This is a genomic window from Kitasatospora sp. NPDC096140, from assembly GCF_040303045.1.
Lineage (GTDB): Bacteria > Actinomycetota > Actinomycetes > Streptomycetales > Streptomycetaceae > Kitasatospora.
This window is the reverse complement of record NZ_JBEOUW010000024.1, coordinates 73,807-99,133: the sequence shown is the minus strand read 5'-3', so window position 1 is coordinate 99,133 and position 25,327 is coordinate 73,807. Positions and strand designations below refer to the sequence as shown.

Below are 25,327 nucleotides of genomic sequence, written 5' to 3'. Positions count from 1 at the left end.
AAAACTGTCGATTCTCGCGTAAGGAAGCAACCGTGACAGCAGACACTCTGGCCGCCGACGGAGCCGCAGAGGCGGCCCCCGCGGCCGCCCCCTGCGAGCGCGGCGCCACCGTGTGGCTGACCGGGCTGCCCAGCGCGGGCAAGACCACGCTGGCCTTCGCCCTCGCCGAGCGGCTGCGCGCCGAGGGCCACAAGGTCGAGGTCCTGGACGGCGACGAGATCCGCGAGTTCCTCTCCAAGGGCCTCGGCTTCTCCCGCGAGGACCGGCACACCAACGTCACCCGGATCGGCTTCGTCGCCGAGAAGCTCGCCGCGAACGGCGTCAAGGTGCTCGCCCCGGTGATCGCCCCGTTCGCCGACTCCCGCGCCGCCGTGCGCGAGCGGCACGCCGCGGCCGGCACCGCGTTCCTGGAGATCCACGTCGCCACCCCGGTCGAGCTGTGCGCCGAGCGCGACGTCAAGGGCCTGTACGCCAAGCAGGCGGCCGGCGAGATCTCCGGTCTCACCGGTGTGGACGACCCGTACGAAGCCCCGGAGCGACCGGAGTTGCGGATCCAGACGCAGGGCCGCGAGGTCGCCGACTCCGCCGCCGAGCTGCACGCCTTCCTGACCGAGAGGGGACTCGCATGACCACCGCGACCGACAGTCTCGTCCGCACCGAGGACAACCCCTTCGCGCTGTCCCACCTGGACGCGCTGGAGGCCGAGTCGGTGCACATCTTCCGCGAGGTCGCGGGGGAGTTCGAGCGCCCGGTGATCCTCTTCTCCGGCGGCAAGGACTCCATCGTCATGCTGCACCTGGCGCTCAAGGCCTTCCATCCCGCGCCGGTGCCCTTCTCCCTGCTGCACGTCGACACCGGGCACAACTTCCCCGAGGTCATCGCCTACCGCGACCGCGTCGTGGCCGAGCACAACCTGCGCCTGCACGTCGCCCACGTCCAGGACTTCATCGACCGCGGCGTGCTGCGCGAGCGCCCGGACGGCACCCGCAACCCGCTGCAGACCGTCCCACTGCTGGACGCCATCGAGCAGAACCGCTTCGACGCCGTGTTCGGCGGCGGCCGCCGCGACGAGGAGAAGGCCCGCGCCAAGGAGCGCGTCTTCTCGCTGCGCGACGAGTTCGGCGCCTGGGACCCGCGCCGCCAGCGCCCCGAGCTGTGGTCGCTGTACAACGGCCGGCACGCCGTCGGCGAGCACGTGCGGGTGTTCCCGCTGTCCAACTGGACCGAGCTGGACGTCTGGCAGTACATCGAGCGCGAGGGCATCGAGCTCCCGGAGATCTACTACGCCCACGAGCGCGACGTCTTCGCCCGCAGCGGCATGTGGCTGACCGCCGGCGAGTGGGGCGGTCCCAAGGACGGCGAGCCGGTCCAGCGACGGCTGATCCGCTACCGCACCGTCGGCGACATGTCCTGCACCGGGGCCGTCGACTCCGACGCCACCACCATCCAGGCCGTGATCGCCGAGATCGCCGCCAGCCGCCTCACCGAGCGCGGCGCCACCCGCGCCGACGACAAGCTGTCCGAGGCCGCGATGGAAGACCGCAAGCGCGAGGGGTACTTCTAATGAGCACGACCATCGAGACCACCGCCACCTCGCTGCTGCGCTTCGCCACCGCCGGATCCGTGGACGACGGCAAGTCCACCCTGGTCGGCCGCCTGCTGCACGACTCCAAGTCGGTGCTGGCCGACCAGCTGGAGGCGGTCGAGCACGCCTCGCGCAGCCGCGGCCAGGACGCGCCCGACCTCGCGCTGCTCACCGACGGCCTGCGTGCCGAGCGTGAGCAGGGCATCACCATCGACGTCGCCTACCGCTACTTCGCCACCCCCCGGCGGCGGTTCATCCTCGCCGACACCCCCGGGCACGTGCAGTACACCCGCAACATGGTCACCGGCGCCTCCACCGCCGAGCTCGCCGTCGTCCTGGTCGACGCCCGCAACGGCGTGGTCGAGCAGACCCGCCGGCACGCCGCCGTCGCCGCCCTGCTGCGGGTGCCGCACGTGGTGCTGGCCGTCAACAAGATGGACCTGGTCGGCTACGCCGAGCCGGTGTTCGCCGCGATCGCCGCCGAGTTCACCGCCTACGCGGCCTCGCTCGGCGTCGAGGACGTGCTGGCGGTGCCGATCTCGGCCCTCGCCGGGGACAACGTCGTCGAGCCGTCCGCGCACATGGACTGGTACGGCGGCCCGACCCTGCTCGAACACCTGGAGACGGTGCCGGTCGGCAGCGACCCGAGCGCCGAGCCGGCCCGCTTCCCCGTCCAGTACGTGATCCGCCCGCAGACCGAGGAACACCCCGACTACCGCGGCTACGCGGGCCAGTTGGCCTCCGGCGTGCTGCGCGTCGGCGACCCGGTCATCGTCCTGCCGTCCGGCCTGACCAGCACCGTCGCCGGGATCGACGCGCTCGGCCGGGAGACCGACATCGCCTGGGCCCCGCAGTCCGTCACCGTCCGGCTCACCGACGACCTCGACATCTCCCGCGGCGACCTCCTCGCCGCCGGGCCGGCGCCCGCGCCGACCAAGGACATCGAGGCGACCGTCAGCCACCTCAACGAGCGGCCGCTGCGCGCCGGGGACAAGGTGCTGCTCAAGCACACCACCCGCACGGTGCGCGCGCTGGTCAAGGAGGTCTCCTACCGGATCGACATCGACACCCTGGAACGGCGCAGCGGCGCCGAGGGGTTGACCGTCAACGACATCGGCCACGTGCGGCTGCGCACCGCCGAGCCGCTGGCGCTGGACACCTACTCCGCCAACCGCCGCACCGGCTCGTTCCTGCTGATCGACCCGGCGGACGGGACGACCCTCACCGCCGGCATGGCGGGCGAGGCCTTCGAGACCGTACGCGGCGACGACGCACCCGACGCACCCGAAGAGGAGGACTGGGTCTGATGCCCAGCGAGGCGTTCTCGGGCATGGACAAGGAAGGCGGCCGCATCGGCAGCGGCGTCCTCGGCAGCGGCCAGGGCGGCCTGACCCGATGTGTGGGCCGACAGGGCTGAGAACGCCCTGTCACCGGGCTGTCTTCCCCCACAGCCGCCCGGCTTGCCCCGGCACTCCGCTGCCGCGCGCACCACCTTCCGAACTTCCCGCCCGGGACCGCCTCCTGACGGTCCGTCCGTGAACAGGACTCACCATGGCACCGAACCCGTCCTCCTCCCATATCCCGGCCCGCCCGAACGCCGGCCGGATCAGACGCACGGCGGCGGCCGCGGCGGCCGGCCTGACCGCGGTGGCCCTGCTGTCGGCCTGCAGCTACGGCTCCAAGGCCGACAAGTCCTCCGACGCCAAGCCCGGCGCGGCGGCCACCGCCGGTGACTCCGCCGCGAAGCTCTCCGCCGACAGCGTGAAGATCGGCTACTTCGCCAACCTCACCCACGGCACCCCGCTGGTCGGCCTCCAGGAGGGCATCTTCCAGAAGGAGTTGGGCGCCACCCAGATCAAGACCCAGGTCTTCAACGCGGGCCCGGCCGAGATCGAGGCGCTCAACGCGGGCTCGATCGACATCGGCTGGATCGGCCCCTCCCCCGCGATCAACGGCTACACCAAGTCCGACGGCAAGTCGCTGAAGATCATCGGCGGTTCGGCGTCCGGCGGGGTCAAGCTGGTGGTCAACCCGGACAAGGTCTCCTCCCTGGACGACCTCAAGGGCAAGAAGATCGCCACCCCGCAGCTGGGCAACACCCAGGACGTGGCACTGCTCAACTACCTCGCAGGCAAGGGCTACAAGGTCGACGCGGCGTCCGGCGCGGGCGACGTCTCGGTGGTGCGCACCGACAACAAGGTCACCCCGGACGCCTACAAGTCCGGCTCCGTGGACGGCGCCTGGGTGCCGGAGCCCACCGCCTCCAAGCTGGTCACGCTCGGCGCGAAGGTCCTGCTCAACGAGAAGGACGTCTGGCCGGACAAGAAGTTCGTGATCACCAACATCATCGTCTCGCAGAAGTTCCTCAAGGAGCACCCGGACGTGGTGGAGGCCGTGCTGCGCGGCTCGGTGAAGACCAACGCCTTCATCAAGGCCAGCCCCGACAAGGCGAAGGCCGACGCGAACGAGGCGATCAAGAAGGAGGCCGGGAACGCCCTGGAGCCGGCCGTGCTCGACCCGGCCTGGGCCGACATCGACTTCCTGGACGACCCGCTGGCGAACACCCTGCAGGCCGAGGCCGACCACGCCGTCACCGCCGGGCTCCTCAAGAAGCCCAACCTGAACGGCATCTACGACCTCACCCTGCTGAACAAGGTCCTCGCCGCCCAGGGCCAGGCCGCCGTGGCGGACGCCGGGCTCGGCGCCAAGTAGCGCTCCCGGAAAGGCCGTTCGTCCCCGACTCCGCGGTCCGGCCCCCGCCCGCCCGGTCGATCCCCGATCGATGCCCACCGGGACGGGCGGGGCCCGGGCCACGGCCCCGACCCGCAGCCCGCAGCCCGCAGCCCACTCACGCAGGAGGTGCCACGGATGACCCCGGCACTGACCACCTCGGCGGAAGCCACCGGCGCCGACACCCACGGCGGCGCGCCCGCCGTCCGCATCTCGCACGTGCACAAGTCCTTCGGCCGCCCCGGCGCCCGGACCCACGTCCTCGACGACATCACCCTCGACGTCGCGCCCGGCGAGTTCGTCACCCTGCTCGGCGCCTCGGGCTGCGGCAAGTCCACCCTGCTCAACCTGGTCGCCGGCCTCGACGAGCCCAGCGCCGGCAGCATCGAGGTGCCCGGCGGCCGCCCCGCCCTGATGTTCCAGGAGCACGCGCTGTTCCCCTGGCTCACCGCCGGGAAGAACATCGAACTCGCCCTCAAACTGGCCGGCCTGCCCCGCGCCGAGCGCCGAGCCGAGGCCGAGCGCCTGCTCGAACTCGTCCGCCTCAAGGGCGCGTACGGCAAGCGGGTGCACGAGCTGTCCGGCGGCATGCGCCAGCGCGTGGCGATGGCCCGGGCGCTCGCCCAGGGCAGCAAGGTGCTGCTGATGGACGAGCCGTTCGCCGCGCTGGACGCCATCACCCGGGACGTGCTGCACGACGAGATCACCCGGATCTGGGCCGAGCGGCAGCTGTCCGTCCTCTTCGTCACCCACAACGTGCGCGAGGCGGTGCGCCTGGCCCAGCGGGTCGTGCTGCTCTCCTCCCGCCCCGGCCGGGTCGCCCGCGAGTGGCGGATCGACCTGCCGCAGCCGCGCCGCATCGAGTCCGCGGGCGTCGCCGACCTGTCCATCGAGATCACCGAAGAACTGCGTGGGGAGATCCGTCGCCATGGCCAGCACTGACACCACCCCCGTCCTGGAGAAGACCGACCCGACCGACCCGACCGGCGCGGCCCGGAAGGGCGCGGGCGACACCGCCGACGTCGGCGCGGGCCTGGACGCCCTCGACGCCGTCACGGCGCAGCGCGGCTCGCTCGGCGAGGCGCTGCGGACCAAGGCGCTGCCGCCGCTGATCGGCGTGCTGGTGGTGCTCGCGCTGTGGCAGGGGGCGTACAGCCTGCACGTCACCTCCTCGTACAAGCTGCCCAGCCCGGCGGACGTGTGGCACTCCGCGCAGGAACTCTGGTACCAGGGCACGCTGTTCTCGATCATCTGGACCAGCGTCTGGCGCGGCCTGTCCGGCTTCCTGCTCGCCGTGGTGATCGGCACCCCGATCGGGCTGGTGGTCGCCCGGGTCCGGCCGGTGCGCACCGCGATCGGGCCGGTGCTGCAGGGCCTGCAGTCGCTGCCCTCGGTCGCCTGGGTGCCGGCCGCGGTCATCTGGCTCGGCATCAACGACTCGATGATGTACGCGGTGATCCTGCTGGGCGCCGTCCCGTCCATCGCCAACGGGCTGGTGGCCGGCATCGACCAGGTGCCGCCGCTGTTCCTGCGGGCCGGGCGCACCATCGGCGCCACCGGGCTGGCGGGTGCCCGGCACGTGCTGATCCCGGCCGCGCTGCCGGGCTACCTGGCCGGGCTCAAGCAGGGCTGGGCGTTCTCCTGGCGCTCGCTGATGGCCGCCGAACTGGTCGCCTCCTCCCCCGACCTGGGCCGGGGCCTGGGCCGGTTCCTGGAGGACCAGCGCGAGTTCTCCGACATGTCCGGGGTGCTGCTCGGCATCGTGCTGATCCTGTTCGTCGGCATCGCCATCGAGCTGCTGGTGTTCACCCCGGTCGAGCGCCGGGTGCTGCGCAACCGCGGCCTGCTGGGCACCGGCAAGTGAGGCGACGCCGATGCCCGCCCTCCTCCTGATCGCCCACGGCAGCCGCGACCCGCGCCACGCCGCGACCGTGGCCGCGCTCGTCCGGGAGGTGCGGGCGCAGCGGCCCGGTGTCGAGGTCGCCACCGCGTACCTGGACCACTGCGCGCCGCGGATCCCGCAGGTGGTGGAGCGGCTGGCGGACGCGGTGGCCGTGCCGCTGCTGCTGAACCGGGCGTTCCACTCCAAGCACGACATCCCCGCCGCCCTGCGCACCGCCGGCTCGCGGCTGCCGGTCGCGGACGTGCTCGGCCCCTCCCCGCTGCTGCTCGCCGCGCTGGACCGGCGCCTCGCCGAGGCGGGCCCGGACCTGCGCTCGGCCGCCGTCCGCGCCCGTACCGGTGTGGTGCTGGCTGCGGCGGGCTCCTCCGACCCGGCCGCGGACGCCGCGACCCGCGCGGTGGCCGCCGAGTGGCGGCGCACCCGCGGCTGGGCGGGCGTCGAGGTCGCCTACGCCTCGGCGGGCGGGCCGCGCGTCCCCGACGCGCTCGCCGCGCTCCGGGCCGCCGGCGCCGAGCGCACCGCGGTCGCCCCCTATCTGCTCGCCCCGGGCCTGCTGCCGGACCGGATCGCGGCGGCGGCGGGCGGGGCCGACGTCGTGGCCGACACCCTGGGCCCGGCCCCCGAGCTGGCCGCCCTCCTGCTGCAGCGCTACGACGAGGCCTGCCGCACGGCGGCAGCCGTCCCGGCGCTCATCGCCTGAGCGGTGCGCCGTCCCTCACGCGTGGTCCAGGATGCTGTGCTCGCTGAGGTCGGATGCGAACCGCGCCACGGTGCGGTAGTCCGCGTCTTCGTGAAGGACCGTGAGTCCGTGGTGCGCGGCCGTTGCCGCGATCATGAGGTCCACTGCGGAGGCACTGCGATGCTGTCCGGCGAGTGCCATCCTCCGCTGTGCCGTGTCGATCCAGCGGCCCGCGCCCTTCGGCACCGAGACGTCCGGGTACAGGTCGGCGAACATCTCGGAGATCTCGTCGTACTCCCGGCCGTCACGCGCGGTGTAGAGGAACTCGGCGCGCTGCGGGTAGCACGACGCGATCGACCCCGCGTCGATCGCGTCGTACCAAGCTGCCTGGAGGTTCGGATCGCGGAGCAGCCGGACCAAGCCGGACGTGTCGAGCAGGTAGATCACCGAGCGTCCTTCTCGGTCCGGTGCAGCCGCTCGGCGCGCTCGACGGCCTCCCAGCTCCGGGCCCGCTCGAAGTGCCTGCCGATGCGGGCCGCTCGTTCCTGTCGCTCGGCGTAGAAGCGCAGCGCGAGGTTGACGGCCTCCTTCTTCGTGCGCACTCCGGCGAGTGCCATCGCGCGCTCCAGCGCCTCTTCATCGATGTCGATCTGGGTCACGGACATGCGGAGCCTCCGGCGATCGATGTTGGTGATGTACATGGAACTGTACTCCGCCAACATCGCACGCCGCGAGGGCAGGGAACGAGGCCGAACCGACGGCGCGCGCGGCCGGGGCCGCGCGCGCCGTGGTGCAGGGGGGTGCGGGTGGTGCGGATCAGACGGGCAGGTTCCACTTCTGGTTGGCGGCGCCGTTGCAGTCCCAGATGCCCAGCTGGTTGCCGTTGGTGGTGGAGAAGCCCAGGTCGTCCAGGCAGCGGCCGGACTGCGGGTTGACGATGGAGCCGTCGGGGCGGGGCTGCCACTGCTGGGCGCCGGTGCCGTTGCAGTCGTAGGTCTGGACCAGGGTGGCGTTGCCGGTGTGTCCGCCCTGGACGTCCAGGCACTTGCCGAGTGCACGGATGGTGCCGTCGGTGCCGATCTTCCACTGCTGGGCGGCGTTGCCGACGCAGTCGTAGATCTGAACGGGGATGCCGTTGCCCATGACGCCGCCGCGCACGTCCACGCACTTGTTCGCGTAGCCGCTGATCGGGCCGACCGGGCCCGCCGGGACCGCAGGGCCGTTGGCGATCCAGCCGCCGGTCGGAATCATCGGGTAGAAGCAACCCGCCCCGACACTCCCGTCGCCGGAGGCCCAGACGCTGGCCGCACCCGAGTAGGTGGGGAACCCGTTGGCGTCGAAGCCCTGGCAGGAGACCACGACGCGCCAGGTCTGCATCGGGTCGATGCCCGAACAGGTGCCGACGAAGCCGGCACCTGTCCTGACGACCGAACAGCCTCCGGCGGTCTGGGCGGACGGCGCGGACGGGGTGGCGCTCTCGGCGGCGACGGCGCTCGGCGCGGTGAGCGCGGCGGCTCCGGCGAGCAGCGCGGTGGCGAACAGGGCGGCGGTACGGCGCATGGGGGGTCCTTCCGGGGAGAGGGTGAACCGGCCGACCCGCATGTGAAGCATGAGTGATGACGGTGTGACATTTGTGCGGGCCGCGCGAAAGCATCGGGCACCGCCTGTTCACGGTCAACGGGCGGGGTGGCGGATCACGCCACCGGTTCGTCCACGGAGAGATGGTGTACGACACGGTCCGGGACCGGTTCGGGCAGGCCGGGCGGGCCGCCGATTCGGCCGGATCGCACACGGCTCGACTCCCCGTTCGAGCGGGAGCCGAGCCGTGGTCCACCTGTCCGGGCCCCCGACCGGGCCCGGATCCGGGTCAGACCCGCCGGAGGGTGAACGAGTCCGTCGGGTGGCCCGCGAGGGCGTCGGCGAGGCCCCCGGAGAGCTGGTAGGAGCGGCCCGCCGGGCCGTCGAGGAGCGCGGTGGGGGCGGGGTCGACCGAGGGGCGGACGGCGGTGAGACGGGCGGTGCGCCAGTGGTCGTCCGAGCGCAGCTCGACCTCGGCGTCGCGGCCGGCCCCCAGGAGGGCGTTGGTGACGCCCGCGACGGAGCCGTCCGGTCGCCCGAGCAGGCCGTCCAGGTGGAGCAGGGACGCGCCGCCGCCGGCCACCTCGACCCGGCGCAGCCCGGCCGGGTTCCACAGCGGGACCTGCCACAGCGTGCCGTCGTCCCACTTGCCGAGGACCAGGCGGCCCTCCCGGTAGACGATCCCGTTGAGGCCGTACGACCCCGGGACGGGGGCCAGCCGCGGGTCGCGCAGCAGGACGGAGGCCGTGCCGTCCGGCGTCACCCGGTAGACGACGGGGGCGAAGGAGTCGGTGACGTAGGCGGTGCCGTCGGGGCCGACCGCGATGTCGTTGGCCAGGTGGCCGCTCCCGTCGGCGGCGACGGCGGCGAGGTCGGTGTAGAAGATCCGCCGGCCGGTGTCGAGGTCGTAGGCGCCGATCCCGGCGATCCTCCCCAGGGTGGCGGCGCTGCTGCGCTCGCCGACGCCGTTGTCGAGGTCGGTGACCAGGACCCGGCGGTGGACGGGGTCGATCCGCAGGCCGGCGACCTCGGTCAGCGCGGGGTCCTGCACCAGGGTGCGCACGCTCCCGTCGGTGCCGACCGCGGAGACGGTGCCGTGCCGCAGCGAGCCGAGCAGGAAGCGGTGGTGGGCGGCGTCCCAGGCGCCCGCCTCGGGCACCAGGGTGGGCGCGTGGCCGACGATCACGGCCGGGGCCGGGCGGTCGGCGGACGCGGCGGCGGGCAGTGTACCGGCCGTGCCCAGCAGGGCGGTGAATGCGACCGCGGCCAAGGTGCGGCGGACGGTACGGTGCTGACGGTTGCTCATCGGAATTCCTCTGCGCGTGCGATCCGTTGACGTGATCGACTCTCGCGCGCCCGGGCGGGCCGCAGCAGTGCGTGGGAATACCGGTAGTACGACTACCAGGGAGGACGGGGGGAGATGGTCGAGGTGGAGGACGTCCAGGAGCGCCGTACGGCGCTGTCGAGTTTCCTGCGCAGCCGCCGGGCGCGGCTGGCGCCGAAGGACGTGGGGCTGGCGCCGGGGGTGCGGCGGCGCACGCCGGGGCTGCGGCGGGAGGAGCTGGCGCTGCTCGCCGGGGTGGGGGTGACCTGGTACACGTGGCTGGAGCAGGGGCGGGACATCCACCCCTCCCCGGAGGTGCTGGCGAGCCTGGCCCGGACGTTGCGGCTGGACCGCGCGGAGACGGCGTACCTGTTCCGGCTGGCCGGCAGCCACCCGCGGGACGGCGAGGTGGCCGCGCCGGGGGACGTGCCGGTCCCGCTGCTGCGGCTGATGCACGCGCAGTGGCCGGCGCCGTCCTTCGTGATGGACGCCAACTGGGACATCCGGGCGTGGAACCCCGGCGCGGACGCGCTGTTCGGCCTGACCGGCCGGCCGCCGGAGGAGTGCAACCTGGCCTGGGTGGTGTTCGGCAACCCCGTGCACCGGGCCCGGGTCGAGCACTGGGAGGAGCACGCCCGCCGCTTCCTGGCGCAGCTGCGCTCCGCCTACGCCGAGCGCGGCGGCGAGGCGACGGCCGTCGGGCGGCACCTGGCCCGGATGATCCAGCAGGTGCGCGGCGAGTACCCGGAGGCGGACCGCTGGCTGGACGAGCACCAGGTCGCCGAGCGCTCCGGGGCCGCGAAGGTCATCCACCACGAGGCGGTGGGCGCGCTGCGGATCGACCAGCACGTGCTGCTGGCCTCCGAGGGCCTGCAGCTGATCGTGATGGCCCCGCGTGACGCCGAGACGCAGGAGCGGCTGCGCGCGCTGGCCCCGACCCCGGCGGTGGCGGCGGTCTGAGGGCGTTCGGGCGCCGGACGACAGCCGCGCGCCCCGGGACCCCTCGTGGTGAGGGGCCCGGGGCGCGCGGCTGTGGAGCGTCGGGGACGCGGGTGCGGAGCGTCAGTCGAACGTGCGGCGCTGGCGACCGGTCCCGTAGTTGGAGCCGGACTTGGAGCCGCTGCCCGGCTTGGCCCGGCCGGCGGAGCGGCCGATGAAGCCGGCCGCCTGCGGACGCTCGCCGTTCTGGGCGGCGGCGCCCATCCGCTGCTTGGGGCGGGGGCGGCGCGGGTTGCCGTTCATGTCGACGTCGGTGGGCAGCCCGGAGCGCTTGCCGGGACGGCGGCGCGGGGCGCCGGCCTTGGAGCCCCGCTTCTCGTCCGCCGAGCCGGCCGCGTCGGCCGAGCCCGCCGCAGCCCCGGCGGCCTGGACCACGGGCACCGCCAGGGTGACCGGGACGCCGCTCGGCGTGCGGGCGCCGGTGATCCGCGCCAGGTCGGCGTCACCGGGGCGGATCTTGGTGACGGTCGGGCGGATGCCGGCCACCGTCATCAGCCGGTTGACCTCGCGGCGCTGCTCGGGCAGCACGAGGGTGACGACCGTGCCGGACTCGCCGGCGCGGGCGGTGCGGCCGCCGCGGTGCAGGTAGTCCTTGTGGTCGACCGGCGGGTCGACGTTGACGACGAGGTCCAGGCCGTCGATGTGGATGCCGCGCGCGGCGACGTTGGTGGCGATCAGCGCGGTGACGTGGCCGTCGCGGAACTGGTCGAGGACCCGGTTGCGCTGCGGCTGGGACTTGCCGCCGTGCAGGGCGGCCGCCTTCACACCGTTGGCGAGCAGCTGCTTGGCGAGCCGGTCGGCGCCGTGCTTGGTGTGCACGAACATGATCACGCGGCCGTCGCGGGAGGCGATGTGCGCGGTGGCGGAGGCCTTGTCGGTCTGGTCGAGCTGCAGGACGTGGTGGTCCATGGTGGTGACCGCGCCGGCCGACGGGTCGACCGAGTGGGTCACCGGGTCGGTCAGGAAGCGCTTGACCAGCCGGTCGACGTTGCGGTCCAGGGTCGCGGAGAACAGCATCCGCTGCCCGCCCTCGGCGACCTGCTCCAGCAGCTTGGTGACCTGCGGCAGGAAGCCCATGTCGGCCATCTGGTCGGCCTCGTCCAGGACGGTGATCGTCACGTCGGAGAGGTTGACGTCGCCGCGTCCGATCAGGTCGTCCAGCCGGCCCGGGGTGGCGACCAGGACCTCGGTGCCGCGGCGCACGGCGTTGGCCTGCCGGTTGATCGACATGCCGCCGACGACGGTGGTGATCCGCAGGTTGACGGCGGTGGCGTACGGGGTCAGCGCCTCGGTGACCTGCTGGGCCAGCTCGCGGGTGGGCACCAGGACGAGCGCCAGCGGGTGCCGGGCGACGGCGCGGCGCCCGGCGGTGCGGGCCAGCAGCGGCAGGCCGAAGGCGAGGGTCTTGCCGGAGCCGGTGCGGCCGCGGCCGAGCACGTCGCGCCCGGCGATCGAGTCGGGCAGCGTGGCGCCCTGGATCGGGAACGGCTCGGTGACGCCCTCGCGGGTCAGCGCGGAGAGGATCGCCTTGGGCAGGTCCAGCTCGGCGAAGGTGGCCGCCGGGGGCCGGGCCGGGGTGCCCTGGACGACGGTGAAGTCGGCGGCCTCGGGCGCGGTGGCCCGGGTCTGCTTGGGAGCACCGTTCCGGGGAGCGCCGCTGCGGTTGCGCGGCTTGCGCGCGCGGTCGCCGCCGGCGTTGCTGCGGGACTGGTCGGTGCTGCGGGAGCCGCGGTCGCGCGGCGGGCGGGCAGGGTTGGTCACGGGATCTCCGTCCGTAGGTCGGCAGCCCGCGTCGCGGGCTGGTCGGCCGTCGGCATGGAGTGCGCCGCCCCGGCCGTTCGGCGGCATGAGCGGGGGCCCGCACCGTGCGGTGCGGGCCCCGCTTCGCGATTATCGCGAGTCAGCGTGGGCTGACGTCAGCCGATGATCTGGATGTTCTCGGCCTGCGGGCCCTTCTGGCCCTGGGTCACGTCGAACTCGACCTTCTGGCCCTCGAACAGCTCACGGAAGCCCTGAGCCTGGATGTTCGAGTAGTGGGCGAACACGTCGGCGCCGCCGCCGTCCTGCTCGATGAAGCCGAAGCCCTTTTCGCTGTTGAACCACTTCACGGTGCCGGTAGCCATAACCGTCTCCTCTAACTGGGGCATCAGGGATCCACACCTCGTGAATCCCCAAGTAGCCGCGATCCCCATCCGGAGACTGAAACACCGGACAAAACAAATGCGCCTGTTGGTTGGAACCAGCAGGCGCACATACACGTTCATGGGAACCAAAACTGCAACTGACTCGACTGTAGCACGGTGACACCCCGGGCGACCGGGGATTTTCCGCTGAACAGATCACGTTTGGCGCCCCCGACGAGCGGGCAAGCGGCGCCCCGCCGGCGCGGGCCCCCGCCTGTGGATCGGTCCGGGTCGGCCCGCCGACCGACCCGGGATCGGCCCAGTCGGCCCGGGGTGGGCCTGCGGTCAGCGCCGCCCGGCCGGCTCCGGCACGCCGTGCGTGCCCGCCAGCGGGGCCGGACCGCCGCCGTGGCCGTGACCGGGGCTGTCGGCGTGGCCGGGCCACCAGGCGCGGTGGCCGAGCAGCGCGGTGAGCGCCGGGGTGAAGAACATCGCCATCACGAAGGCCGCCAGCACGATGCCGAAGGCCAGCGAGAAGCCGAGCTCCATGAAGAGCACGTTGCCCGCGAGCATGAAGGTCGCGAACGACGCCGCCAGGATGAAGCCGGCCGCCGCGACGGTCGGGCCGCCGTGCTTGACGGCCTCGCGGGCCGCCTCGCGCGGGGTCCGGCCCTCGCGGGCCTCCTCGCGGAGGCGGGCGATGATCAGGATGTTGTAGTCGGTGCCGATCGCCACCACGAAGAGGTAGATGAAGATCGGCAGCATGAACATCAGGCCCTGCTCGCCCTTGATGTTCTGGAACACCACGGTGGTGGCACCGAGGGTGCCGCCGAAGCCGAGGCCGACCGAGGCCATCAGGTACCAGGGCGCGACCACGCTGCGCAGCTGCAGACCCAGGATGATCATGATGAGCAGGGCCGCGATCGGGAAGACCAGCGTGTAGTCGTGCGCCATCGCGGTGTTGATGTCCTTGTACACCGAGGTGATGCCGCCGACCAGCGCCTTGCTGTCGACCGGGGCCGAGGCGTGGGCGGTGTCGCGGACCTTCGCGATGGTGTCGATGGCCTTGTTGGAGGCCGGCGCGTCGCTGAGCATCACGGTGAAGTCACCGGTGGTGCCGTCGGCGCTGATCGCCTTGTTCTCGCTGCTCGGCGTGACGACGGAGGCCACCCCGGGCACGCCCTGGAGCTTGCCGGCGAAGTCGTTGAGCGTGGACTCGCTGAGCTTGGAGCCGTTGGTGCTGGTCAGGAAGACGTGGCTCGGGTCGGCGGTGCCGGCCGAGAAGGCGGTCATCAGCTTGTCCTGGACGACCATCGACTCCTTGCCCTTGGGCATGGAGCTGCCGGCCAGGTCGTAGGTGCCGTTGTAGTTGACGCCGGCCAGGGTCAGCAGCAGCAGGATGCCGCCGGAGACCAGGGCGACCAGGCCGGGCTTCTTGCCGGTCATCCGGCCGAGCGCGGCGAAGCGGGCGTTCTGCGGCTCCTGCATCCACTTCTTGCCGGGCCAGAACACGGCCCGGGACGGGATGACGGCGAGCACGGCCGGCGCCAGGGTCAGCGAGACCAGGGCGGTCGCGACGACCGCGATGGCCAGCGCCGGGCCGAGCGCGGTGAACATGCCCAGGCTGGAGAGGATCAGCACGGCGAAGGCGACGGCGACCGCACCGGCGGCGGAGGCGATCGCCTCGCCGACCCGGCCGACGGCGTTGGCCACGGCCGTCTTGCGGTCCTCGCCCAGGCGCAGCCGCTCGCGGTAGCGGAAGGACAGGAAGAGGAAGTAGTCCGTGCCGACGCCGAGCACGACGATGATCAGGATCGCCGAGGTCATCGGGGAGGACTTCAGGTCGAACACCTTGATCGCGTCGGCGATCAGGCCGTTGGCCACCGGCATCGCGATGACCAGCGAGAGCAGGACCGGCAGGATGCCGGCCAGGATGCTGCGGAAGATGATGCCGACGATCAGGATGACGAGCACCAGGCTGCCGAGCATGACGATCATGTCGGTGGCGCCGGAGGCGTCCTTCTGGTCCAGGCTACTGGCGGCCTGGCCGCCGACCTGGAACTTCAGGCCACTGCCGTCGGCCAGCTTGGTGCCCTCCTCGCGCAGCTTCTTGGCCGCGTCGGGGAACTCCTGGCTCTCCATCTTGTTCTTGTCGATGCCGACCATGGACAGCGCGTACTTGCCGTCCTTGGACTTCGAGGTCTTGGGGTCGACCGGCAGGATCTTCTCGACGGCGGGGATCTTCGCGTCGGTGAGACCGTTGACGATCTTGTCCATCGAGGCCTGGTCGGCGGTGGTCAGCGCCTGGCCGTCGTTGCGCTCGAAGAGCAGCAGCGCGGACGGGGTGAAGCTCGCCGGGAACGCGTGCTCCTGGAGCTGCGCGGCCTGGATGGACTCGTAGTGCTTGGGCAGGAATGCGGACTCGTCCGTCTGCGAGGTGACCTTCGGCGCGGAGCCGACGATGGCGATCATCGCGACGATCCACGCCGCGATCACCCACCACGCGCGACGAACGACGAAGTGTCCTAGTCGGTGGAACATGCTCGTGATGCCTCCTGGGCATGGTTCACCGCAGCCCTTGGGGGACGGGACGCTGGGCGACGGCAGGACCGGTCCGGGCCTGCACGGGATGCAGGCCCTTGCCGGTCGGCAGGTAAGTGACGTGGGGCATCATCGTACGAGCACTGGCTTGCCGCCCGGCAAGGAGCCCCCGTATTCCAACCCCCGTGCGGGACCGCCCCGAAACGGCCCCGACCCAGTTTCCCCCGAGCACGGACCCGTTGACCTCGTGCTCCGGGTGGAGTCACCTCCCCCTCAGGGTGGAGCCGGATCCCCTACCCCCAGGTGGAGTTCTCGGGGTCGGGGGGTAGGGAAAACCCCACCCCTCCCCCCGAGGCAGACCCCAGGGCAGGCTCACCCGCCAGCCCGATTCCCGCCCAACCCCGCCTTCCCTACTGTCGGTTGCGACGCCGGATCCGCAACCGGCCTGCAGCACAAGGCGGTTCGGACGACCAGGGCCACCGCCGCTCACGACCGGCGACGAACCGCCGCTCTCCCAGGGGGAACCTCCGTGAAACCCGTGCAGTCCCGACCCACCCAGGCCGGACTCGGCATCGCCGCCACGATGGGCGTCTGGAGCGCCCGGCACCGGAAGACCGCCGTCTTCGGCTGGCTGCTCTTCGTCGTGCTCGCCGCGGTGCTCGGCGGCATGCACGGCAGCACCAAGGTGACCGAGGCCGAGTCGATGCCCGGGCAGGTCTCCCGGGCCGCGAAGATCCTCGACGAGGCCGGCCTGACGAGCCCGGCGAGCGAGACCGTCCTGGTCCAGAGCGTCACCCGCAGCGCCGACGACCCCGACTTCCGCGCCGCCGTCGACCAGGTCGTCTCCGCCGTCGACGGCACCGGCAAGGCCGCCGGGATCCGCTCGCCGTACGACACCAAGGCCGTCTCCCCGGACGGCCACTCCGCGCTCGTCCTGGTCACGCTCAAGGGCGACCGGGACGAGGCGGTCGCGAACGTCGGGGCGGTGATGGACGCGGTGGCCGGCGTGCAGCGGCAGAACCCCGGCCTGACCGTGGCCGAGCTCGGCGACGCCAGCTCCGGCAAGTGGATCCAGGACCAGTTCAAGAACGACTTCTCCCGCGCCGAGTGGACGGCCGTCCCGCTCGCCCTCGGCATCCTGCTGATCGCCTTCGGGGCGCTGGTCGCCGCCGTGCTGCCGGTGGTGCTCGCGCTGACCGCCTTCGTCGCGGCCGCCGGGCTGGTCGCGCTCGGCAGCGGCCTGCTGCACACCAGCGACGACGCCAGCTCGGTGATGCTGCTGGTCGGCCTCGCCGTCGGCGTCGACTACTGCCTGTTCTACCTGCGCCGCGAGCGCGAGGAACGGGCCGCCGGGCGCGACGCGCACACCGCACTGACCGTGGCCGCCGCCACCAGCGGCCGGGCCGTGCTCGTCTCCGGCGTCACCGTGGTGGTCGCCATGGCCGGCATGTTCCTCACCGGGATCGCCGACTTCCGGGCGATGGCCTTCGCCACCATCCTGGTCGTGGTCACCGCCGTGCTCGGTTCGCTGACCGTGCTGCCCGCCCTGCTGTCGATGCTCGGCGACCGGGTCGACAAGGGGCGGGTGCCCCTCCTCGCCCGGCTCCGCCGACCGGACGCGGAACGGACCGGCGGACGGTTCTGGAACGCGGTGCTCACTCCGGTGCTGAGCCGCCCGCTGGCGTCCACCCTGCTCGCCGGGGCCTTCCTGCTCGCCCTGGCCGCACCGCTGCTCACCATGCACACCGCCAACCTGACCTTCCGGCAGCAGCTGCCAGCGGGCAACGCCCTCGTCGCCGCCTCCCAGAAGATCGAGGCCGCCTTCCCCGGCAGCCCCGCCCCGGCCACCGTCGTCATCAAGGCCGCCGACATCGACTCCCCCGCGATGACCGCCGCGATCGCCGACCTCAAGGCGAGGGCACTGTCCAGTGGGCGGATGCACGGCCCGGTCGAGGTCGCCGTGCACCCCGCCGAGAACGTCGCCACCGTCGACATCCCGCTCGACGGCACCGGCAACGACGCCACCAGCAACGACGCGCTGAGGACCCTGCGCGAGGACCTGGTGCCCTCGACCGTCCTCAGGGTGCCCGGCACCGAGGCCCCCGTCACCGGACACACCGCCGGGTCGTACGACTTCAACGCCAGGATGACCGGCTCGATGCCGCTGGTCTTCGGCTTCGTCATCGCCTTCGCCTTCCTGCTGATGCTCACCTCCTTCCGCTCGCCGGCCGTGGCCCTCACCGCCGTCGTGCTCAACCTGCTGTCGGTGGGCGCCGCGTACGGGGTGCTGACGCTGGTCTTCCAGCACGGCGTCGGCGCCTCGCTGCTGGGCACCGCCGGCGTCGGCGCCGTGGAGTCCTGGGTGCCGCTGTTCCTCTTCGTGATCCTCTTCGGGCTCTCGATGGACTACCACGTCTTCGTGGTCTCCCGGATCAAGGAGGGCCACGACCGCGGGCTGCCGACCCGCGCCGCGATCGCCCACGGCATCCGCTCCACCGCCGGGGTCGTCACCAGCGCCGCGGTGATCATGGTGGCGGTGTTCGCGGTCTTCGGCACCCTGTCCATGCAGGCCATGAAGCAGATGGGCGTCGGCCTGGCGGTCGCCGTCCTGATCGACGCCACCGTGATCCGCGCCGTGCTGCTGCCCTCGGTGATGAGCCTGCTCGGCGAGCGCAACTGGTACCTGCCGCGCTGGCTGAACTGGCTGCCGGACCTGTCGCACGGCGAGACCGTGCCGCCGCCCGGCGCCGCGAACGCCCCGCACCCCCGGCCCGCCGCCCCCGCGGACGGCGCCGCCCGGCACCGGCGGGTCGGGGTCTGAGCCGCCGCCGGTGACGCGCACCACGCCGGGCCCCGCAACGCGCGGGGCCCGGCGTCGGTGCGTCATGATGATCACCGTCCCGGGTCCCCCGGGTGAACACCGCCGGAACGGAGCCCAGTCATGATCCCCTTCGACGAGGGCCGCGCCCGGCTGCTGCTCGCCCACGCCTGCGAGTCCGCCGGACTTCCCGGCCCCGGCGACGCCCGGCTGCTCGCACTCGGCGAGAACGCCGTCTTCGACCTCGGCGACCCGGCCGTGGTCGCCAAGGTCGGCCGCGGCCCCGAGCTGTACGACCGGGCGCACCGCGAGCTCACCGTCGCCCACTGGCTGGCCGGACAGGGCGTCCCGGTGGTGCGCCCGTACGACGCGGTGGCGCCCGAACCCCAGCTCGCCGACGGGCACCCCGTCACCTTCTGGCACCGGCTCGCACCCGCCGTCCGCCCCGCCCGCCCGGTCGACCTCGCCCCGCTGCTGCGCACCCTGCACCGGCTGCCGGTACCGCCCGTGCCGCTCGGCCGGCGCGACCTGCTGGCCCCGGTCGAACGCTGGCTGGCCTCCGCCGAGGGCCACGTCGACCCCGCGGACGTCGCCTTCCTGCGCCACCGCCGGGACGCCTTCGAGGCCGCCCTGCCCGACCTCGTCCCCCGGCTGCACCCCGGCGTGATCCACGGCGACGCGCTGCCGCGCAACGTCCACGTCGGCCCGGACGGACCGGTGCTGCTCGACCTCGAATTCGTCGCGAACGACCTGCGGGAGCACGACCTGGTGGTCCTCGCCCTCGCCCACGACCGCTACGGCGTGCCCGGCGAGGAGTACCGGGCGTTCACCGAGGCGTACGGCTGGGACGTGCGCGAGTGGCCCGGCTTCACGGTGCTGCGCGGCGCCCGCGAGACCGCCAGCGCCTCCTGGGTCGCGCAGCAGGCCGCGAGCAACCCGGCCGCCCTGGCCGAGTTCCGGCGGCGGGTCGACTCCCTGCGGGACGGTGCCACCGGGGTGCGCTGGTACCCGTTCTGACGGCGGGGCGCTACCCCGATCCGCGGCCGGGTGCCAACCGGGGCGGGTGTGAGAAGAGTCCCGGGCGGAGGCGGTCCGGCGCGCAACCACGGCACGTAGGCTCGGCGTCCTACCGGACAGTCATCCTGACCCGAGGGATCGGCACCGTACTCGTACCTCAGGAGCCGCCGCCATGCACCGGACCGCCCGCCGCCCCTCCGCTCCGACCCTCCCCTCCCGCTCCGGGCGCCGACTGATCGCGGGCTGCATCGGGCTGGCCGCCGTGCTGGGGCTCGCCGCGTGCGGGACCGCCAGCGGCGCGCTGCAGTCGCCGAGCACCGCCGCCCAGCCGCCGGTCGCCGCGCACCCGAGCGGAACGGCGGCGGCCACCATCGCCCCGACGCCCGGCTCCGACGGGATACCGCCGGCCGCGGGCGCCTCCGGGTCCGCGGCGTCCTCGTCGTCGGCCGCGTCCTCGTCGTCGGCCGCTCCGGCCGTCCCGGTGAAGCCGCGCACGCCCCGACCGGGGGACTCCTCCGCCCCCGCCTCCCCGGCCGCGCCCGCGGTGCCGGCCTCGCCCGCCGCATCCTCCTCCCCCGCCGCGTCCTCCTCCCCCGCCGCGCCGCCCGAGCACCCCGGGGCGGGCACCGTGATCGGCTCCACCGCCTCCGGCGGCCGCACCGTCGCCCTCACCTTCGACGACGGCCCCGGCCCCGCGACCGGCCAGATCCTCGACCTGCTCGCCCAGTACCACGCCAAGGCCACCTTCTGCGAGATCGGCCAGAACGCCGCCGCCAACCCGGCCCTGGTCAAGCGCGTCCTGGCCGCCGGGCACCGGCTCTGCGACCACAGCGTCCACCACCCGCAGCCGTTCGCGAAGCTCCCGCACGACAAGGCCGCGTACGAGATCGGCGCGGCCCGCGACATGATCGTCCAGGCCGGTGGCCCGGGCACCCGGGTCGACTGGTTCCGCGCCCCGGGCGGCGGCTTCAACGCCGACAACGAGCACATCACCGCGGGCCTCGGGATGTCCTCGCTCGGCTGGTCCGTCGACCCGCGCGACTGGTCCCGCCCCGGCGTGCCGGCCATCGTCGCCACCGTCCAGAAGCAGCTCAAGCCGGGCGGCATCATCCTGATGCACGACGGCGGCGGCGACCGCAGCCAGACCGTGGCCGCGCTCAAGCAGCTGCTGCCCTGGCTGGTCGCCCAGGGCTACACCTTCGACTTCCCGGCGCAGTAACGCAGTTCCCGGCGTCGCCCCCCACAGGCGGGGCTTCGAAGACGGGCCCTAGGGTGTGCGGCGTGACCGACAGCAGCCCCACCCCCGCCGAACTCGTCGCCGCCGTACCGGGACTGGCTCCCTACCTGCGGCCCGCCACGCTGCTCCACCCGTACGCCGCGACACCCGAACCGGCGGCGAGCCGGATCGGCGGCCCGGCTCTGTGGCCGGCCGGCGAGCCCTGGCCGCACTGCACGGCCAAGCACCTGGACGACGACTACCAGGACGTCTCCCCGGCCGACCGCGCGATCTGGGAGGGCATCGACCGCGCGCTGCACGAGCGGGCCCGGGCCGGCGGCGACCCGCACGTCCTCACCTCCGAGGAAGCCGCCGAGCAGCGCCGGATCATGGCCGGCGCCGGCTCCCTCGACCTCACGAACTGGCGCCTCCACCGCAAGGTCGCCGAACGGCCCGCGGCCGGCACGGCCCTGGTACCGCTGGCACACATCCGCGCCGAGGACGCCCCGCACCTGCCCTGGCCGGAGGGCACCGACCGGCTGCAGGTGCTCTGGTGCCCCAACGACCACGACGACATCCAGGGCCAGCGCTTCTACTACGGCCCGAACGTCGAACTGCACTGGCAGCGCGCCGCCGACCTCTCCCCGGTCACCCCGCCGGCACCCCGGCGCAGCGACGAGTACTACCTGCCGACGCCCTGCGCGCTGCGCCCCGAGCAGGTCCTCGACCTGCCCGACCAGGACGAGCTGCCCGGTGAACTCCACGACGCCGCAGAGGAGTTCGCGCAGCGGCACGAACTGGAGTACCACCGCGCGCTGTCCTGCGCGGACGGCTGGAAGCTCGGCGGCTGGCCGTCCTGGCACTCCACCGACCTGATCCCGATCGACTGCGGCTGCGGCGCCCGGATGGTCCACCTGCTCACCGTGGACAGCGGCGGAGACCCGGACCTGTCCGTCGGGCGCTTCGGCGAACTGCACGTGTTCGTCTGCCCGGTGGACCTCGCGCACCCGGTGGGGCTGGACCTGCAGTAGCCCCGGCGGGGCCCCGGTCGGACCCGGCGGGTCGGCCCGGCCGTCGGCCGGCCGGGCCCCCTCAGGTGTGGTCGAGCCGGTGGACCTGCCCGGGGCCGCCCTCCGGGCCCGGGGCGGGGCGTACGGGGCGGGCGGCCATCGGGCCGGTGGCCGGGCTCGCGCGGCTAGCGGGCGGGCCAGCGCGGGTCGACCACCGCCTGCGGGTCCTTGCCGCGGCGCAGCCAGGCCTGCAGGCCCTCCGCCCACGTCCGGTACCAGTCGATCTGCCGGCGGTGCAGCTCGGCCGGAGCGACCGCCCCCACCTCGGCCGGGTAGCGCCCGGCCAGTGCGACGGCGACCCGGACGGCGGCCAGCGCGTCGCTGCCCGCCTCGTGGGCGTCCGTCAGTTCCACCCCGTACACCTCGCAGACCCGCTGCAGGGTGCGCGAGCCCTTGCGGTACTTGTCCACGGCGCGGTCGATCACCAGCGCGTCCAGCACCGGCCCGACCGGCCCGCCGAGGCGCTCCGCGAGCGTCGCCAGTCCGTACCGGCGCAGCTCGGCGTCGAGCAGCGACAGGTCGAACGGCGCGTTGAACGCCACCACCGGTCTCCCGGCGGCTATCCGCTCGCACAGCGCGGCGGCTATCTCCTCCACCGCTTCCTTCGCCGGCCGCCCCTTGCCCCGCGCCACCGCGTCCCCGATCCCGTGGATCGCCTCCGCCTCGGCGGGTATCGGCACCCCGGGGTCGAGCAGCCAGTGCGCGGCCCCCACCCGGGCGGCCCCGACCGTGTCCACGAGCGCGGCCGTGACGATGCGGTCCACGGCCGGGTCGGTGCCCGTGGTCTCCAGGTCGAAGCCGACCAGTGGCTGCTGCCACCAGCTCATCAGGTGTGTCCTTCCGTCCTGTCTCTCGAAACAGCCCCCATCATCACCCGCCCCACCGACAACCCGGCCCACGGGTCGGCCCGCCGGCGTCGCGGACGGGCCGGAACGGGTGCGGTCGAGCCGGTCGGCGGCGCCCCGAACGCCCGGGATCCCAGGGGCACCGGCAGGCACCGGCAGGCACCGGCAGGCACCGGCGGATCGCTACGGCGCCGGGTCGGTCCCGGCCAGTCGGCGGGCCTCGGCGAGGACGTCGGCGTCCACCTCGTCCCGGCTGCGCGTGCTGTACGCCAGGGTGTCGTACTCGTCGTCGAGGCAGGAGAGCGGGTCGGCCGCGTCCAGCTCGTGCCCGAAGCGCTGGTGCGCGGCGCGGGTCAGCTCCCGGGGTGTCAGTTCCCCGTTCAGGAAGGCCACGGCGAGCGCCCGCAGGACGTCCTCCTCGGCGCCGTCGCCGCCGAAGGGGTGGAAGACCAGGCCCTGTTCGGCCATGGCCGCGGGCAGCAGGGTGTGGAGTTCGGTGGCGGCCTCGCGGTAGGAGCAGGCGGCCAGTTCGCGCAGGGCCGGACCGTCGAGCCCGACGACCAGGGCCTCGCAGGCCGCGTCGACCACCACCCGGCCGTCGGCGGCCCCGCCGCTCCACAGGGCGGCGCAGTCCCGGAGCCGGGTGAGCGCCTGGTCCGGGGTGGTCACGGGGGCGGGCTCGGGGGCCGGGCGGTACATGTGGACGTCGACCGGGTCCTCGTGGACGACGGTGAAGCCGTGCCGCTCGTAGAGCCGCCGGGCGGCGCTGCCCTGGAGGACGATCAGGCGCACCGGCTCCCGGGCGGCGTCGGCCTCGGCGAGGAGCCGGCGCAGCACGGCGCCGCCGATCCCGCGGCCCTGCAGGTGCGGGGCGAGGTAGAACAGTTCCAGGTGGCGGCCGCCCTGCGGGTCGGGCCGGACGGCGACGGAGCCGGCGAAGGCGCCGTCGACCAGCAGCACGGACGTCCACCTGGTGGAGAAGGAGTCCGCCACCCGCCGGCGGGAGCGGTCCGGGTCCCAGCGGCCGAGGCGTTCCAGGTCGGCGCGCATGACCTGGTCCTTGAGGTCGGTGATGCGTTCGAGGTCGTCGACGGCGGCGGGTACCAGGGTCCAGGCGGGATGGCTGTTCACGGACCGCAGTCTGGCAGCCCCGCCGCCGCCGGGACCACGGGGTTTCCCGGGGCGTCCGGCCCTCACGACACGGGCCGGGAGTCCGCCCAGACCCCCTCGAACTCCTCGCGGTAGACCTCCAGCAGCCCCGGTTCGGTGCCGCCGGGCTGCTGGCCGGCGCCGCCGCGGAGCACCAGCGCCGGGGACTCCATGCCGCGGGAGCGGCGCAGGTAGGGCTGGATGACGCCGAGGTCGCGGCCCTGCCGGCGGCCGCCCGCCTGGCCGGTGGCCCGGGGGCCCTCGACCAGGTAGGCGGTGAAGCGCGGGGTCTCGTCGAACACCCGGATCTCGAAGCCGCCCTGGTCCCGCAGCCGGGCCCGGACCCGCCGCACGTGCATGATGTTCATCTCGATCGAGCGGGACAACTCGCTGCGGCTGAGGCCGAGTTCGCGTTCGCGGCGGCGCACCGCGCTGCTCGCCGGGTTGAGGAAGAGCAGCCGGACCCGGCAGCCCTCCCCGGCGAGGCGCACCAGGCGCTTGCCGGTGTAGTTCTGGCAGAGCATGCCGAGGCCGATGCCGAGCGCGTCCAGTCGCCGGGCGCCGTCCAGCAGGTCCTCCACCGGCAGGTCGCGCTGCAGTCGGACCCGGTCGGCGTGCACCGCGACCACGTCCGCGTACCGGCCGGCCACCAGGGACTCCACCACGTCGGCGGGCACCCCGCCCGCGCCGCCGTCCAGGACGGCCAGCAGCCGGGCGGCGGCGCGCTCGGTCTGCGCCAGGACGGTCTGGGTGAGCACCCGGTTGCGGGAGACCACGTGCCGGGCCACCTCCAGCTCGTCCAGCGCGAGCTCGATCTCGCGCCGGTCGGCCAGGTACGGCTCGAAGCACGGCCAGTGCTGGACCATCAGCTCACGCAGCTGGGGCAGGGTGAGGAAGACCAGCGGGTCGTCGTCGGCCGGGTCGAGCAGGTAGCCCTTGCGGCGGCTGACCTCGCGCACCGCCCCGGCCCGGTGCGCCCACTCCTCGCCGGCCGGTCCGGCGGCCGCGGTGACCCAGTCCTCGCCGTGGGCGGGGGCGTAGATCGGGTGCAGCACCTCGTCCACCAGGGAGCGCAGCCGTTGCTCGACCAGGTTGAGCCAGACGTAGGCGCGGCCGGACAGCCGCACCCGCTGGTAGGCGTCCTCCCACTCGCCGGCCGACCAGGCCAGTGCCGGTATCTCGACCGGGCCGCCCTGGGCGGGCACCAGCGTGCGGCCGGTCAGGGTGGGACGCATGACCACCGTGGGCGCCTCGCTGCGGGCCGCGCCCCGGTCGGGGCCGTCGGGCCCGGGGCCACGGCCGCCGGCGGGGAACACCATGCGCCACCTCATCTGGTTGCTGCCGCCGGCCCCCGCGGGCGCGAGGACCGTTGACGGACCGCCATCAGCCTGTTGACGGACTGTCGGCGGGGCGCCGGGCGGCCGGACGATCAAGGGTACTGCCCGCCGCGAGCCGACCGCAGCCGGATCGGCGGGGCTCCGCCCGCGCCGCGGGGCCCGCCCGGCCCGCGTTCTTGCCCGCACCGACGGCGGCACCGGCGCCCCGACGGGCGCGCCCCACCGGCATCACTCTTCACACGAATGCCCGCCGGACACTCGTTCGGACCAACCCGGGCCGGTTCTCCCGGCCACCGGGGAAGGGCTCCGGAAGTATGCGGGCTGTGCCGTGCGTCACGGCGCGCGAGCACCGCACATGCCCGGCCGCCCGGCCGGGCAGGAGAGCGTCCGGGTCCGGGCAGGCTGTCGGACTT

General features: G+C 73.7%; 22 protein-coding genes. 12 read left to right on the top strand and 10 right to left on the bottom strand.

The features are described from left to right. Positions 1–47 precede the first annotated feature (47 nt). From cysC to ABT048_RS24375, 7 genes are all read left to right on the top strand, one after another. Positions 48–629, top strand: a complete 582-nt coding sequence (gene cysC / locus ABT048_RS24405) for an adenylyl-sulfate kinase (RefSeq protein ID WP_350523635.1) — start codon at positions 48–50, stop codon at positions 627–629. Continuing rightward, complete coding sequence (cysD, locus tag ABT048_RS24400; protein ID WP_350523594.1) at positions 626–1,564, top strand: sulfate adenylyltransferase subunit CysD; 939 nt, start codon at positions 626–628, stop codon at positions 1,562–1,564. The genes cysC and cysD overlap by 4 nt, the downstream gene beginning before the upstream one ends. Further along, a complete protein-coding gene (locus ABT048_RS24395) occupies positions 1,564–2,892 on the top strand; it encodes a sulfate adenylyltransferase subunit 1 (RefSeq protein ID WP_350523593.1) in 1,329 nt (442 codons plus the stop codon). Before cysD ends, ABT048_RS24395 begins: the two co-directional genes overlap by 1 nt. A 244-nt stretch (positions 2,893–3,136) precedes the next feature. Further along, a complete protein-coding gene (locus ABT048_RS24390; RefSeq protein ID WP_350523592.1) occupies positions 3,137–4,297 on the top strand; it encodes an aliphatic sulfonate ABC transporter substrate-binding protein in 1,161 nt (386 codons plus the stop codon). A gap of 156 nt (positions 4,298–4,453) precedes the next feature. Then, positions 4,454–5,257 (top strand): ABC transporter ATP-binding protein, encoded by an 804-nt coding sequence (locus tag ABT048_RS24385; protein ID WP_350523591.1) that lies wholly within the window; start codon positions 4,454–4,456, stop codon positions 5,255–5,257. Next, entirely contained in the window at positions 5,244–6,179 is a 936-nt protein-coding gene (locus ABT048_RS24380) for an ABC transporter permease (protein WP_350523590.1), read from the top strand. The genes ABT048_RS24385 and ABT048_RS24380 overlap by 14 nt, the downstream gene beginning before the upstream one ends. Positions 6,180–6,189: 10 nt before the next feature. Beyond that, positions 6,190–6,918, top strand: a complete 729-nt coding sequence (locus ABT048_RS24375) for a sirohydrochlorin chelatase (protein ID WP_350523589.1) — start codon at positions 6,190–6,192, stop codon at positions 6,916–6,918. Positions 6,919–6,933: 15 nt separating this feature from the next. Here the strand turns inward: ABT048_RS24375 and ABT048_RS24370 are convergent, their stop codons facing one another. The 4 genes from ABT048_RS24370 to ABT048_RS24355 form a co-directional block, all read right to left on the bottom strand. Further along, complete coding sequence (locus ABT048_RS24370; RefSeq protein WP_350523588.1) at positions 6,934–7,344, bottom strand: PIN domain-containing protein; 411 nt, start codon at positions 7,342–7,344, stop codon at positions 6,934–6,936. Next, positions 7,341–7,562, bottom strand: coding sequence for a type II toxin-antitoxin system VapB family antitoxin (locus ABT048_RS24365; protein WP_350523587.1), 222 nt, complete (start codon positions 7,560–7,562; stop codon positions 7,341–7,343). The genes ABT048_RS24370 and ABT048_RS24365 overlap by 4 nt, the downstream gene beginning before the upstream one ends. Positions 7,563–7,713: 151 nt before the next feature. Further along, positions 7,714–8,457 carry a ricin-type beta-trefoil lectin domain protein gene (locus tag ABT048_RS24360; RefSeq protein WP_350523586.1) on the bottom strand — a complete coding sequence of 248 codons (744 nt, stop codon included), beginning with the start codon at positions 8,455–8,457 and terminating at the stop codon, positions 7,714–7,716. Between the two features lie 307 nt (positions 8,458–8,764). Next, complete coding sequence (locus tag ABT048_RS24355; RefSeq protein ID WP_350523585.1) at positions 8,765–9,781, bottom strand: hypothetical protein; 1,017 nt, start codon at positions 9,779–9,781, stop codon at positions 8,765–8,767. A gap of 114 nt (positions 9,782–9,895) precedes the next feature. Between ABT048_RS24355 and ABT048_RS24350 the strand changes: the two genes are divergently transcribed. Further along, positions 9,896–10,759 (top strand): helix-turn-helix transcriptional regulator, encoded by an 864-nt coding sequence (locus ABT048_RS24350; RefSeq protein WP_350523584.1) that lies wholly within the window; start codon positions 9,896–9,898, stop codon positions 10,757–10,759. A 102-nt stretch (positions 10,760–10,861) separates the two neighbouring features. On the opposite strand, the gene ABT048_RS24345 is transcribed toward ABT048_RS24350, so the two are convergent. The 3 genes from ABT048_RS24345 to ABT048_RS24335 form a co-directional block, all read right to left on the bottom strand. Beyond that, positions 10,862–12,559, bottom strand: coding sequence for a DEAD/DEAH box helicase (locus ABT048_RS24345; protein WP_350523583.1), 1,698 nt, complete (start codon positions 12,557–12,559; stop codon positions 10,862–10,864). A 155-nt stretch (positions 12,560–12,714) separates the two neighbouring features. Beyond that, positions 12,715–12,921: a cold-shock protein gene (locus tag ABT048_RS24340; RefSeq protein ID WP_030060364.1), complete on the bottom strand. Its 207-nt coding sequence runs from the start codon at positions 12,919–12,921 to the stop codon at positions 12,715–12,717. Between the two features lie 345 nt (positions 12,922–13,266). After that, the gene (locus ABT048_RS24335; RefSeq protein ID WP_350523582.1) at positions 13,267–15,462 is read right to left on the bottom strand and encodes an MMPL family transporter; all 2,196 of its coding nucleotides are present in this window, start codon (positions 15,460–15,462) and stop codon (positions 13,267–13,269) included. Between the two features lie 583 nt (positions 15,463–16,045). Here ABT048_RS24335 and ABT048_RS24330 point away from each other — a divergent pair. The 4 genes from ABT048_RS24330 to ABT048_RS24315 all read left to right on the top strand — a co-directional run bounded on the left by ABT048_RS24330 (position 16,046) and on the right by ABT048_RS24315 (position 21,544). Further along, positions 16,046–18,283 carry an MMPL family transporter gene (locus ABT048_RS24330; protein WP_502894073.1) on the top strand — a complete coding sequence of 746 codons (2,238 nt, stop codon included), beginning with the start codon at positions 16,046–16,048 and terminating at the stop codon, positions 18,281–18,283. 120 nt (positions 18,284–18,403) lie between these two features. Then, positions 18,404–19,297 (top strand): phosphotransferase enzyme family protein, encoded by an 894-nt coding sequence (locus ABT048_RS24325; RefSeq protein WP_350523580.1) that lies wholly within the window; start codon positions 18,404–18,406, stop codon positions 19,295–19,297. A gap of 172 nt (positions 19,298–19,469) precedes the next feature. Further along, a complete protein-coding gene (locus ABT048_RS24320) occupies positions 19,470–20,516 on the top strand; it encodes a polysaccharide deacetylase family protein (RefSeq protein ID WP_350523579.1) in 1,047 nt (348 codons plus the stop codon). A 62-nt stretch (positions 20,517–20,578) separates the two neighbouring features. Beyond that, positions 20,579–21,544 carry a DUF1963 domain-containing protein gene (locus ABT048_RS24315; RefSeq protein WP_350523578.1) on the top strand — a complete coding sequence of 322 codons (966 nt, stop codon included), beginning with the start codon at positions 20,579–20,581 and terminating at the stop codon, positions 21,542–21,544. 164 nt (positions 21,545–21,708) lie between these two features. Here the strand turns inward: ABT048_RS24315 and ABT048_RS24310 are convergent, their stop codons facing one another. From ABT048_RS24310 to ABT048_RS24300, 3 genes are all read right to left on the bottom strand, one after another. Further along, the gene (locus tag ABT048_RS24310; protein ID WP_350523577.1) at positions 21,709–22,410 is read right to left on the bottom strand and encodes an exonuclease domain-containing protein; all 702 of its coding nucleotides are present in this window, start codon (positions 22,408–22,410) and stop codon (positions 21,709–21,711) included. Between the two features lie 201 nt (positions 22,411–22,611). Further along, a complete protein-coding gene (locus ABT048_RS24305) occupies positions 22,612–23,559 on the bottom strand; it encodes a GNAT family N-acetyltransferase (RefSeq protein WP_350523576.1) in 948 nt (315 codons plus the stop codon). A gap of 62 nt (positions 23,560–23,621) precedes the next feature. Next, positions 23,622–24,896, bottom strand: coding sequence for a DUF5919 domain-containing protein (locus ABT048_RS24300; RefSeq protein ID WP_350523575.1), 1,275 nt, complete (start codon positions 24,894–24,896; stop codon positions 23,622–23,624). Between the last annotated feature and the right edge of the window lie 431 nt (positions 24,897–25,327).

Coding starts and splice junctions, on each gene's coding strand:
- cysD (WP_350523594.1), top strand. CDS start 626: ATGACCACCGCGACCGACAGTCTCGTCCGCACCGAGGACAACCCCTTC.
- ABT048_RS24395 (WP_350523593.1), top strand. CDS start 1,564: ATGAGCACGACCATCGAGACCACCGCCACCTCGCTGCTGCGCTTCGCC.
- ABT048_RS24390 (WP_350523592.1), top strand. CDS start 3,137: ATGGCACCGAACCCGTCCTCCTCCCATATCCCGGCCCGCCCGAACGCC.
- ABT048_RS24385 (WP_350523591.1), top strand. CDS start 4,454: ATGACCCCGGCACTGACCACCTCGGCGGAAGCCACCGGCGCCGACACC.
- ABT048_RS24380 (WP_350523590.1), top strand. CDS start 5,244: ATGGCCAGCACTGACACCACCCCCGTCCTGGAGAAGACCGACCCGACC.
- ABT048_RS24375 (WP_350523589.1), top strand. CDS start 6,190: ATGCCCGCCCTCCTCCTGATCGCCCACGGCAGCCGCGACCCGCGCCAC.
- ABT048_RS24365 (WP_350523587.1), bottom strand. CDS start 7,562: ATGTCCGTGACCCAGATCGACATCGATGAAGAGGCGCTGGAGCGCGCG.
- ABT048_RS24360 (WP_350523586.1), bottom strand. CDS start 8,457: ATGCGCCGTACCGCCGCCCTGTTCGCCACCGCGCTGCTCGCCGGAGCC.
- ABT048_RS24355 (WP_350523585.1), bottom strand. CDS start 9,781: ATGAGCAACCGTCAGCACCGTACCGTCCGCCGCACCTTGGCCGCGGTC.
- ABT048_RS24350 (WP_350523584.1), top strand. CDS start 9,896: ATGGTCGAGGTGGAGGACGTCCAGGAGCGCCGTACGGCGCTGTCGAGT.
- ABT048_RS24340 (WP_030060364.1), bottom strand. CDS start 12,921: ATGGCTACCGGCACCGTGAAGTGGTTCAACAGCGAAAAGGGCTTCGGC.
- ABT048_RS24335 (WP_350523582.1), bottom strand. CDS start 15,462: ATGTTCCACCGACTAGGACACTTCGTCGTTCGTCGCGCGTGGTGGGTG.
- ABT048_RS24330 (WP_502894073.1), top strand. CDS start 16,046: ATGGGCGTCTGGAGCGCCCGGCACCGGAAGACCGCCGTCTTCGGCTGG.
- ABT048_RS24325 (WP_350523580.1), top strand. CDS start 18,404: ATGATCCCCTTCGACGAGGGCCGCGCCCGGCTGCTGCTCGCCCACGCC.
- ABT048_RS24320 (WP_350523579.1), top strand. CDS start 19,470: ATGCACCGGACCGCCCGCCGCCCCTCCGCTCCGACCCTCCCCTCCCGC.
- ABT048_RS24310 (WP_350523577.1), bottom strand. CDS start 22,410: ATGAGCTGGTGGCAGCAGCCACTGGTCGGCTTCGACCTGGAGACCACG.
- ABT048_RS24300 (WP_350523575.1), bottom strand. CDS start 24,896: ATGGTGTTCCCCGCCGGCGGCCGTGGCCCCGGGCCCGACGGCCCCGAC.